At 44.8% G+C, this 8,931-nt stretch carries 11 protein-coding genes; 7 read left to right on the top strand and 4 right to left on the bottom strand.

Annotated elements, in window-relative coordinates; all coding sequences use genetic code 11:
* Positions 1-184 precede the first annotated feature (184 nt).
* Positions 185-547, top strand: a complete 363-nt coding sequence (locus M979_RS06880) for a hypothetical protein (RefSeq protein ID WP_064554238.1) — start codon at positions 185-187, stop codon at positions 545-547.
* A gap of 358 nt (positions 548-905) precedes the next feature.
* On the opposite strand, the gene M979_RS06875 is transcribed toward M979_RS06880, so the two are convergent.
* Entirely contained in the window at positions 906-1,196 is a 291-nt protein-coding gene (locus M979_RS06875; RefSeq protein ID WP_034455482.1) for a Bor family protein, read from the bottom strand.
* 271 nt (positions 1,197-1,467) lie between these two features.
* Here M979_RS06875 and dbpA point away from each other — a divergent pair, with 271 nt between their 5' ends.
* Entirely contained in the window at positions 1,468-2,841 is a 1,374-nt protein-coding gene (gene dbpA, locus M979_RS06870; RefSeq protein ID WP_064554237.1) for an ATP-dependent RNA helicase DbpA, read from the top strand.
* Between the two features lie 43 nt (positions 2,842-2,884).
* Here dbpA and gap read toward each other — a convergent pair whose 3' ends face one another.
* Complete coding sequence (gap, locus tag M979_RS06865) at positions 2,885-3,886, bottom strand: type I glyceraldehyde-3-phosphate dehydrogenase (protein ID WP_064554270.1); 1,002 nt, start codon at positions 3,884-3,886, stop codon at positions 2,885-2,887.
* A gap of 190 nt (positions 3,887-4,076) precedes the next feature.
* Here gap and cybB point away from each other — a divergent pair, with 190 nt between their 5' ends.
* A complete protein-coding gene (gene cybB / locus M979_RS06860; RefSeq protein ID WP_064554236.1) occupies positions 4,077-4,607 on the top strand; it encodes a cytochrome b561 in 531 nt (176 codons plus the stop codon).
* Here cybB and M979_RS06855 read toward each other — a convergent pair.
* Complete coding sequence (locus M979_RS06855; RefSeq protein ID WP_064554235.1) at positions 4,604-5,614, bottom strand: glycosyltransferase; 1,011 nt, start codon at positions 5,612-5,614, stop codon at positions 4,604-4,606. The genes cybB and M979_RS06855 overlap by 4 nt on opposite strands.
* A gap of 413 nt (positions 5,615-6,027) precedes the next feature.
* Between M979_RS06855 and M979_RS06850 the strand changes: the two genes are divergently transcribed.
* The 4 genes from M979_RS06850 (at position 6,028) to M979_RS06840 (ending at position 8,432) form a co-directional block, all read left to right on the top strand.
* The gene (locus M979_RS06850; protein WP_064554234.1) at positions 6,028-6,297 is read left to right on the top strand and encodes a hypothetical protein; all 270 of its coding nucleotides are present in this window, start codon (positions 6,028-6,030) and stop codon (positions 6,295-6,297) included.
* Between the two features lie 375 nt (positions 6,298-6,672).
* A complete protein-coding gene (locus tag M979_RS23750) occupies positions 6,673-6,801 on the top strand; it encodes a hypothetical protein (RefSeq protein WP_245164669.1) in 129 nt (42 codons plus the stop codon).
* 205 nt (positions 6,802-7,006) lie between these two features.
* Positions 7,007-7,282: a metal/formaldehyde-sensitive transcriptional repressor gene (locus M979_RS06845; protein WP_034455505.1), complete on the top strand. Its 276-nt coding sequence runs from the start codon at positions 7,007-7,009 to the stop codon at positions 7,280-7,282.
* A gap of 31 nt (positions 7,283-7,313) precedes the next feature.
* Positions 7,314-8,432, top strand: a complete 1,119-nt coding sequence (locus M979_RS06840) for an S-(hydroxymethyl)glutathione dehydrogenase/class III alcohol dehydrogenase (protein WP_064554233.1) — start codon at positions 7,314-7,316, stop codon at positions 8,430-8,432.
* 50 nt (positions 8,433-8,482) lie between these two features.
* On the opposite strand, the gene M979_RS06835 is transcribed toward M979_RS06840, so the two are convergent.
* A complete protein-coding gene (locus M979_RS06835) occupies positions 8,483-8,833 on the bottom strand; it encodes a winged helix-turn-helix transcriptional regulator (protein ID WP_074388630.1) in 351 nt (116 codons plus the stop codon).
* Positions 8,834-8,931 lie beyond the last annotated feature (98 nt).

The following is an 8,931-nucleotide window of genomic DNA, read 5'->3' as shown; positions in this document are numbered from 1 at the left end:
ATTAACAATATATTAAAATATAAACACTGCAAACTAGTATCAAATAGAATATTCACTCAGAGTTATAATTGGTGTGAATAAATACCGTTTAATACAAATATAAAAAAACCATTTCAAAATGTGTAATCAATAAGTGGATTCCTATATACTTCGACCCCCTCTCACTTAAAACATCTCTGGGATCATGAAAAAAATACATCTTATTTCTTTGGCTGCAGCATCACTTGCACTTGTGCTTTGCGCAGTTTATTCGCTCAACAGTGCTCCATCCTATGTAAGAGATGCAGAAGCGCGGGTTGCTTCTTATCTCAGCTATTCCTTCGGGCCGACTACCTGTCAGAGTGATGAAAAGGAAGTAAATGCATGGGCTATGAAATGCAAGATAGAATCTGGTCAGAAGGATTTAAATTACACTGTATATCCTGCTGAGAAAGCGCCAGAAGGTGCATCCAGATCATTTTATATTGTTGCTGAAGACACTGCCGCTAAACAGAGCGCAAAAGCTGAGTTGATGGTCTATCTCAATATCAATACTCACACAAGCTAATTTATTGATATCTTAATAATTTTCGAGGTTGTAATGTGCCGGTGGTGGGGCTTTAGAATCAGCGCAAATTTATAAATTGAGGTGATTTAGCGTAAGTCACCTCAAGTAGGTTCCTTCAATTTGATCGATCAAATAATGAAAATGTGCATATTTATCGAAGGTGTTGATAATTAGCATCAGCCAAACCATTACGACAACAACAAGAACTGCTGTTGCTACTTTAAATCCCCATGTCATTGAAAATCATCTTCTTATTCATTTTATACTATTGCCAGACGGTATCATTTCGGCATGTTATTATTTTATGTTAATCAAATCAAAAACGTTTAATGCCGGTGCATAACACCGGCAAGGGTATTTATTTAGAGCAATATACGCGAGCATCGCGAGGGGTATAAATTCCCAGAGTGATAAAGCCCAGGAAACCGTCAGCAAATGTCTGCTGCACTTCAGTGCGAACAACTTTATCAGCACCACCACATACAGCTGCAGCATCAACAGTTTTTGTTTGACCAATTCCGCTAACGAAGAAATGGTGTGTCGTGGTTTGCTGTGGTTTTTCAGCAATATCTTTGTTAATGGTAAATGTCTGCTGGGCGCAGCCAGATAAAATTACAGAAGCAACAACCGCTATCATTAACTTTTTCATAAATACCTTATTTTAATTGTGGTAACCATAAACAGCTTCGCATTGTATATGTGGTTATTAAATCCGACTAGCAATGCGTAAGAATTATCTCGGCTATCGTTTGGTTTTTGTTTATGTTCCGAACAAACAGTAGGGACAGACGTTTATCCATGGCGGCTTTATGATTGAAAACTCCAGCGCTATTTTGCCTGAAACTGCCGCGTTGCCCCCTCAAATCTGCTAAGATGCGCGCCAGACGCTGTCTGACAGCCCATTAATTGAGAGTATAACTGTGACATCTTTTTCTACCCTAAACGTTCTGCCAGCAGAACAACTCGCCAATCTCACCGAACTTGGTTACCACACCATGACGCCTGTTCAGGCGGCTGCATTACCCGCGATACTGGCTGGGAAAGATGTCCGTGCTCAGGCGAAAACCGGCAGCGGTAAAACTGCGGCCTTTGGCCTGGGTTTGTTGCAACATATTGATGCGAGCCAATTTATTACGCAGTCGCTGGTGCTATGCCCAACGCGTGAACTGGCCGATCAGGTGGCTAAAGAATTACGTCGCCTTGCGCGCTATATGCCAAATATCAAGGTGTTGACGCTATGTGGCGGCCAGCCATTTGGTGCCCAGCGTGATTCATTGCAACATGCGCCGCATGTCATTGTCGCAACACCAGGCCGTTTGTTGGATCACCTGAAAAAAGAGACCGTTAATTTAAACGCTCTGCAAACCCTGGTGCTGGACGAAGCTGACCGTATGCTGGATATGGGCTTTGCAGATGCAATTGATGAAGTCATCAGCCATGCACCGCAGGATCGTCAAACGTTATTGTTCTCCGCGACCTGGCCTACCGCGATTGCAACCATCAGCTCCCGAGTTCAACGTTCACCTGAAACAATTGAAATTGATTCAGTAGACGAGCTGCCGTCTGTTGAACAGCAGTTCTACGAAATCTCACGTAGTGGCAAAATCAGCCTGCTGCAAAAACTGCTTAGCAAGCATGAACCAGCTTCTTGCGTGGTTTTCTGTAATACCAAGAAAGATTGCCAGGCTGTTTGTGATGCGCTGAGTGAAAGCAATCAAAGCGTACTGGCGCTTCACGGCGACATGGAACAGCGTGACCGCGATCAAACGCTGGTGCGTTTTGCAAACGGCAGTAGCCGAGTGTTAGTGGCAACCGATGTTGCGGCTCGCGGCCTGGATATCAAAGCGCTGGAAATGGTCATCAACTACGAACTGTCCTGGGACCCGGAAGTTCACGTTCACCGCATTGGCCGTACCGCGCGTGCGGGAGAAAGTGGCCTTGCTATTAGCCTGTGTGCACCGGAAGAAGCACAGCGTGCCAGCGTGTTGGCCGACATGCTGAACTTGTCCCTGAGCTGGCAGCCTGCACCAACCGGTGGCAGCATCAAACCACTTGAAGCGGCAATGGCAACGTTGTGTATTGATGGTGGCAAGAAAGCGAAAATGCGCCCGGGCGATATTCTTGGTGCATTGACGGGTGACATGGGGCTCGATGGCGCGGATATCGGTAAAATCGATGTGCACCCAATGCATGTTTATGTTGCTGTTCGCGAGTCTGTTGCACGCCATGCGTGGAAACAGTTGCAACAGGGCAAGATCAAAGGCAAATCAGTTAAAGTGCGTTTGCTGAAGTAAGTCTTAAAACCTCTCCCTGCGAATCAGCAGGGAGAGGGATCTGTTATTCCTTCGCAACTGCGTCCAATACCCGTACCAACTGCGTAACGAAACCATATTCGTTATCGTACCAGGCGACGGTTTTAACCAATTGCAAATCGCCAACTTCGGTCACTTCCGTCTGTGTCGCATCAAACACCGAACCAAAATTTGTGCCGACTATATCGGAGGAAACAATCTCCTCATCGGTATAGCCAAACGATTCATTGCCCTCAGTTGCTTTTTTCAGCGCTGCGTTAATTTCCTCGACCGTCACCTTTTTCTCAAGAATCGACACCAGTTCTGTTACTGAACCGGTAAGCGTCGGTACGCGTTGCGCGTGACCCTTGAGTTTACCTTGCAGCTCGGGGATCACCAGACCAATAGCTTTCGCCGCACCAGTGGTGTGCGGAATGATATTTTGTGCTGCAGCACGAGAGGCACGTAGATCTTTACCTCGCGGGCCATCCACCAGTGATTGCGTACCGGTATAAGCATGGATGGTGGTCATGGTGCCAACTTTAATACCAAAGTTGTCGTGCAACGCTTTCGCCATTGGCGCGAGACAGTTAGTTGTACAGGAGGCAACAGAGAGGATTTTATCTTCCGGCGTAATAGTGTTGCAGTTAACGTTGAAGACGATTGTTTTCATATCGCCAGCGGGAGCAGAAATCAGCACTTTCTTCGCACCTGCGTCCAGATGTGCGCTGGCTTTGTCTTCCGAAGTATAGAAACCAGTACACTCAATAACGATCTCAACGCCCAGTTTTCCCCACGGGATATTTTTTGCCTCTTTTTCGGCATACACCGCAATTTTCTTACCGTTGACGACTAACGCATCGTCAGTGTAATCCACTGTTCCGTCAAAGTTATGATAGCTGGAGTCATGCTTAAGCAAGTAGGCCAGCACTTTTGGCGAGGTAAGATCGTTGATAGCGACAATCTCAACTTCGCTTTTGGTTTCAAGAACACGGCGTAATACCAGACGACCAATGCGACCAAAGCCATTGATACCGATTTTTTTCATGATATGAACCCCACTTTTAACCATCAGAAGTTGCTCAATCCTTAATCAACTCTAGTGATAGTCCATAAACCGAGGTGCCGCAAACAGGTTTTGTGAGGAGGGATGTTAGATAATTTCACCAGATGTTAATGATTTTCTAAGAATTAGCCGCTATCCTGGAAAAATCATAGTGACCAAGCAGGACACCCTAATGCGCAGCAAATACACCTCGTTACAGATAACACTTCATTGGCTGGTTTTTTTATTGATAGTGGGAGCATATTGCGCGATGGAACTGAAAGGTTTTGCACCGCGATCATATCGGCCTGTCTTCAACGCGACTCATGTGACATGTGGGATCAGCGTGTTCTTTTTGATGATTGCCCGCTTGCTGGTACGCATTAAATATCGCGCACCAGCAATTACGCCGAAACCGCATCCCGCTATTACGGGAATGTCCCATTTGGTGCACACGATAATCTACCTGATGTTTATTGTGTTACCGATTCTCGGCTTTACAACGGTGTACTTTAAAGGCAGTGACTGGTCGGTATTTGGTATTCCGATGCCGCATGCGATTGAACCCGATGAGGATATGGAATTCACCATCAAGAGCTACCACGAGCTTATTGCTAACATCGGCTACTTCGTGATTGGCATTCATGCATTTGCCGCGCTGTTCCACCATTATGTTTGGAAAGACAATACATTGCTGCGCATGATGCCCGGCAAAAAGGATTAAATTAAACCGAGTTGGCCCTGAAAAACCAGAATGGTTGGAATGGCCAACTCGTATAAATTATTTTTTCTTATCCGTACGAGAGTATTCAGATAAACAGGAAGAATAAGTATTTGAATTTTACGAGAGAGCTTAAATTCGCTTATAAAAGACATTAACGCCTTTTGCAGAGTTCTTTGCTCTGACAGCGAGAATTTCGCGTGCTTATTTTTAACTAAATTGTACTTTATAAAATTAAATATTCGCTGTATGGTAGGGAAAATTATTTTTATTGCTTCAGAATTCTCTTTTGAAAGAGAGGATAGTTTGGTTGCAACATAAACCAAATCAGAAATATCTTTTTGCCTGAAGGTTTGTGTAATGCTTTTTTTGTGAAAACGGTACCAGACAAGTGATTTGTTAATTCCAAAAATGCATTTATATTTTAAATACAAAGCAGGGATAGTACTCATATCTTCGTACAATCTGCCATCCGGGAATTCAATATTGTTATCCAGAAATAACGATTTTTTGTAAACTCTCGCCCATGGGTACCATTTGCATCGCTGAAATGCGGGCTTCAATTGTTCGATTGAATAAATAGATTTTTTGCCAGAAAAAACCGCACAATCAATGTGTTCGACTATATTGGACAGCTCGTTTTCAAACTGTTCAGCATTAAACTCGATGATATCAATCGATGAATCATTAAGAAGATGAGGGACTTCAGACCAAAATTTTTGATCAAAAAGATCATCAGAATCCAGAAGTGAAATATACTCTCCGGAAGCAATGCTTAACCCTTTGTTTCTGGCAGCAGATAACCCTGCATTGTCCTGGTTAATAATTATCAGATTTTTATCAGGATAACGGTGCGCGATTTTTATTATTATATCGTTGCTATTATCCGTTGACCCATCATTGACAACAATGACCTCCATATCACTTTGGATATTAGGGAGGACTGATTCAAGACACTCTTCAATAAACTCAGCAGAGTTGTAGCATGGGATGATAATACTTAGTTTCATCAATGTATCGAAGCTCGTTTTTTGGGTTTTTTAAAATAGTGCAGCATTTTAACACTTATTTGTTTGTGCCGCATCTTAACGACGAGTTATTGTTTGCAATTGAAAATCGCCCGTAAGATTTCCATGTTGACCAGTTAGCAACATAAATTGTTATTTCTGACCTTCATTTTTCAAGAGTTTAAAAGTGAACAACGCTAAAAGATGTGTTGCCAACAGATGGTTCAAATGAATCAGGGTGAAAAGAGGTGAATCTTGCAGTTAACCATCCCAGTCTTACCAATGATTTTGCTGGGTTCGATCAACTAAAATGCAAATAAGTGTGCAGTTGGATGCGAAACCACAGGCAGATATGTACGGAATTAATACAGGTATGTATGTTGTTTAAGCGCGAATTCCTAAATGTGGAGCACCAAATGCCGGATTACTGTTTTTTTAAAAAAGATAAACAAACCGTTGTATTAGAAAGGCCTGACACGGACGCAGCCGCTCGATTGACTGAACAGGGTTACGAAAAACAATTCGAAGAAGTCAGTGCCATTGATGAAAACCACGCGCTGGCCCGCTTTGCTGATATCCGCCGCGAAAAGCGAATAGACCAGCATAACTTTTTAGCGGGCGCTATAGCCATGCCTCTGATAGGGATTCTGACGGCAGTCGCTATTAAACTTTTTCGCAAAAAGTAGCAGAACACAAATCCTGTTGGTGTTATGGCACCGGACATCCACAACACCAACGGCTGCTTTTTGCTCGTAAATTATTCCCCAGCAATAAAGCGGATGATGCCAGGGTTAGGATTTTATCCCCACAAAAAGTATAGATAGATATATCGCAAACCGCTTCGCTAGCGATTTTATGAACCTGAAACTATACTTTGTTTGCAGTAAAATGCTGCAACCACTGAGGACTGAGTTATGAAAAACTTAAATACGAACGTTTCCAAAGAGCAGCCTAAAAATCCAGATAAAGCACCTAAGAACGACGAGAAAAAGCCAAAGCAAAATCAAAAATAAGCTTTGTTCCATTTGTAGTTTTTAACTGCCCTTACGTTGGAGGTTCTTATGTCTAACCATCCAATCTTAGTCGATCCAGTTCCTGTCGATGAACCGCTGCCCGGAGATACGGTTCCTGATGTTCCCGATCCCATTGAACCGCTTGATCCTGGCTTACCCCGGGATCCGATAAGATGATGAGTGAGATGAAACCGCCTACGGGCGGTTTTTTTATACCTGAATCTGGTTTTGGTGCAGTTTTAGGGGTAACTAAATAACTGTATATATCCCCACGTGTCTTTTGGGTGAAATTATTATCTTATTGAATAATATAATAAAATCAAATTTATCAATTAAGTGTGAAATGGTGTACCATACCCCCCTATAGTATCAAGAGGTCAAAATGCCACATTCACCTGAAGACAAAAAACGCATTCTGACTCGCGTGCGACGCATACGTGGCCAGACTGAAGCAATAGAACGCGCCCTGGAAAATGGTGATCCTTGCATCGCCATCTTGCAACAAATCGCAGCGGTTCGCGGAGCGGCGAACGGCCTGATGGGCGAAATGATGGAGATCCATCTAAAAGACGAGCTGGTCGCGGGGGACACCTCTGAGGACCAGCGTGCTGTGCGTATGGCAGAAGTCGGTAATTTAATTCGCTCTTATCTAAAATAAAATCACTCCCACCTGACGACGGAAGAAGAATATGAAATCACGTGCAGCTGTTGCATTTGGCCCAGGCAAACCGCTTGAGATCGTAGAAATTGATGTAGCGCCGCCACAAAAAGGCGAAGTGCTGGTAAAGATTACCCATACTGGCGTTTGCCATACCGATGCTTTCACCTTATCTGGTGATGATCCTGAAGGTGTGTTCCCGGCAGTGTTAGGCCACGAGGGCGGCGGTATCGTTGTGGAAGTGGGTGAGGGTGTTACTAGCCTGAAACCAGGCGATCATGTTATTCCTTTATACACCGCAGAATGCCGCGAGTGTAAGTTCTGTAAATCAGGCAAAACTAACCTGTGTCAGGCCGTTCGCGCCACCCAGGGTAAAGGTTTGATGCCAGATGGCACCACGCGTTTTTCTTATAATGGCGAACCGATTTACCACTACATGGGCACCAGTACTTTCAGTGAGTACACCGTGGTGGCGGAGATTTCTTTAGCAAAAGTTAACCCGCAGGCGCCACTGGATAAAGTGTGCTTGTTAGGTTGCGGAGTCACCACAGGCATCGGCGCGGTGCATAATACGGCGAAAGTGAAAGAGGGCGATACTGTTGCTGTCTTTGGCCTGGGTGGGATTGGTCTGGCGGTGATTCAGGGGGCGGTACAGGCGAAAGCCGGGCGTATTCTGGCCATTGACACCAATCCAGAGAAATTCAAACTGGCGACCGAAATGGGTGCGACCGATTGCATCAACCCGAAAGATTACGAAAAGCCGATTCAGGATGTGATTGTCGAACTGACCGACGGCGGCGTGGATTTCAGCTTTGAATGTATCGGCAACGTCAATGTTATGCGTTCCGCGCTGGAATGCTGCCACAAAGGCTGGGGCGAAAGCGTTATCATCGGCGTTGCGGGCGCAGGTCAAGAGATCAAAACCCGTCCGTTCCAGTTGGTAACAGGCCGCGTATGGCGTGGTTCTGCATTTGGCGGAGTGAAAGGGCGCACACAACTGCCAAGTATGGTGGAAGACGCAATGGTTGGCAAAATCAACCTTGACCCGTTTATCACGCACCGCATGCCGCTTGAGCAAATCAACGAAGCATTCGATTTAATGCACGAAGGCAAGTCGATTCGTACCGTTATCCATTTCGGCGATAAGTAACCGATAAAGGCCCCTCACTGGTTGCATTTATTAGCACATCAGTGAGGGTTCTACTCTCTCAACTGCTCACTATTTTCCCGCATCCAGTCCGCTAACGAATCAAGCGTAGGCCGTAGCGACTTCCCTAATTCCGTTATCTGATACTCCACTCTCGGTGGCACTTCCGCGAAGACCTGCCGGGTCACCAGCCGTCTTGTTTCAAATTGCCGTAGCTGGCGCGTCAACTCTTTTTGAGTAATCGGGTAAACCGCACGCTGTAGATCGCTAAAGCGCACCGGTTCATCAATGATTATCAAGCGGTAAAGAATTGGGATCGCCCATTTTCCAGAAATCAAATTCACAAAACTGACCATCGGACAGTTTTGATCCGCTGTTGGCAAGGTCGAAAAATTATTTATCATGCCTCCTCCTGTGAATAGTCAATGCATCCCATCAAGTGCCTTAGTATCCAAATGGTGCCTACTATCCAAAAGATACTATAGCGTAAATAATGCGCTGA

This window comes from Buttiauxella noackiae ATCC 51607 (assembly GCF_001654865.1).
Lineage (GTDB): Bacteria > Pseudomonadota > Gammaproteobacteria > Enterobacterales > Enterobacteriaceae > Buttiauxella > Buttiauxella noackiae.
Note: the sequence above shows the minus strand (reverse complement) of the source record. Positions and strands in the feature narration are given on the sequence as shown.

What these genes read in the sequence shown, in the direction of transcription:
- M979_RS06875 (WP_034455482.1), bottom strand. Translation starts at nt 1,196, where the DNA reads ATGAAAAAGTTAATGATAGCGGTTGTTGCTTCTGTAATTTTATCTGGC.
- M979_RS06880 (WP_064554238.1), top strand. Translation starts at nt 185, where the DNA reads ATGAAAAAAATACATCTTATTTCTTTGGCTGCAGCATCACTTGCACTT.
- M979_RS23750 (WP_245164669.1), top strand. Translation starts at nt 6,673, where the DNA reads ATGTCTAACCATCCAATCTTAGTCGATCCAGTTCCTGTCGATGAACCG.
- M979_RS06845 (WP_034455505.1), top strand. Translation starts at nt 7,007, where the DNA reads ATGCCACATTCACCTGAAGACAAAAAACGCATTCTGACTCGCGTGCGA.
- M979_RS06855 (WP_064554235.1), bottom strand. Translation starts at nt 5,614, where the DNA reads ATGAAACTAAGTATTATCATCCCATGCTACAACTCTGCTGAGTTTATT.
- M979_RS06835 (WP_074388630.1), bottom strand. Translation starts at nt 8,833, where the DNA reads ATGATAAATAATTTTTCGACCTTGCCAACAGCGGATCAAAACTGTCCG.
- cybB (WP_064554236.1), top strand. Translation starts at nt 4,077, where the DNA reads ATGCGCAGCAAATACACCTCGTTACAGATAACACTTCATTGGCTGGTT.
- M979_RS06840 (WP_064554233.1), top strand. Translation starts at nt 7,314, where the DNA reads ATGAAATCACGTGCAGCTGTTGCATTTGGCCCAGGCAAACCGCTTGAG.
- M979_RS06850 (WP_064554234.1), top strand. Translation starts at nt 6,028, where the DNA reads ATGCCGGATTACTGTTTTTTTAAAAAAGATAAACAAACCGTTGTATTA.
- gap (WP_064554270.1), bottom strand. Translation starts at nt 3,886, where the DNA reads ATGAAAAAAATCGGTATCAATGGCTTTGGTCGCATTGGTCGTCTGGTA.